Consider the following 1,107-nt stretch of genomic DNA (forward strand, 5'->3'; position numbering starts at 1 on the left):
CGGCGTGGCGCGCAGGCATTCGGCCTCGGCGCGGCGCTCGCTTCGGCCATGCGCAAGGTGGTTGACGCCCTGCCCGAAAGCTATCGGGCCACCGCGGCCGGCGCGGCTCAGCGATTGCTCATCGACCCGGAGACCGATCTCCTCTCGCGTCGGCTGGTTGCCGAGGAGGTGCCCGACACCGTCGTGGCCGAGGTCCGGCGTGCGGTGTTCGCCGGACACAAGCTGCGCATCCACTACGCGGCCGTGGATCAGACCCCGAAGTGGCGGACGGTGGACCCGATCGGCCTGGTCACCGTACGCGGCCAGGGCTACTTGCTGGCCAAGAGGTCCGGCGCGGACCGCACCTACCGGCTGTCCCGTGTCCTGGCCGCCGAGGAACTCGCCGAACCGGCACAGCGACCGGACCGGGTCGATCTGGGCCGGGCCTGGCAGGAACGCAGCACGCAGTTCCGGACCGGCGGCGACCAAGTCACCGTGCTGGTACGGGTACACCCGGAACGGCGGCAGGACCTGGTGGGCACCGCGCTGGCCGTCCGCGACGGAGAAGCCGGAGAAGCCGGAGAAGCCGACGCAGACGGCTGGCTGCGGCTGGAGGTGACCTTCCAGGATCCACGACACGCAGAATGGGCGCTGTGGCAGCTCGCCACGAACGCGGAGGCCCTGGACCCGCAGTGGTTGCGCAACTCCCTGCGCGACCGCGCCGTCGCGATAGCCACCTGCTACGGGGCGTCATCCTGAGAGTTGTCGCCTGTCGCCTGTCGCCCGTTCGCCTCTCGCCTGTCGCAGGCCGGGCTCGCCGCAGTTCGACCTGACCCCGCGCCACCAGTTCACGGCCGTCAATCTGGCCAACTCTTCTGCGGACCTGCCGACGGCGGTGCGTCAGAGCAGGCGCCGCAAGGTGTCGCCGATGGTTGCCATGCCCTCGGCGATGTCGGTGGCGGTGGGGGCGGCGTAGCCGAGCACCAGGCCAGGGCGCTGCGGTCGTTGGCTGTGCCAGGACAGGGGCTGGACCTTCACACCGCGGGCCAGGGCCGCCGCCGCGAGATCCGTGTCACGGAAGTCGGCGTCGAAGGTGATCGTCAGGTGCAGGCCCGCCGCGGCGCCGTG

1 protein-coding gene and 1 pseudogene are annotated in these 1,107 nt (G+C 71.4%); one reads left to right on the forward strand and one right to left on the reverse strand.

The features are described from left to right. Positions 1–738, forward strand: a 738-nt coding sequence (locus ACZ5CR_RS46810) for a helix-turn-helix transcriptional regulator (RefSeq protein WP_468870155.1), incomplete at its 5' end; no start/stop codon positions are given. A 141-nt stretch (positions 739–879) separates the two neighbouring features. Here ACZ5CR_RS46810 and ACZ5CR_RS46815 read toward each other — a convergent pair. Next, a pseudogene (locus tag ACZ5CR_RS46815) lies at positions 880–1,107 on the reverse strand (aminotransferase class I/II-fold pyridoxal phosphate-dependent enzyme); the annotation flags it as partial.

The sequence above is a fragment of the Streptomyces sp. NPDC031274 genome (genome assembly GCF_055570235.1).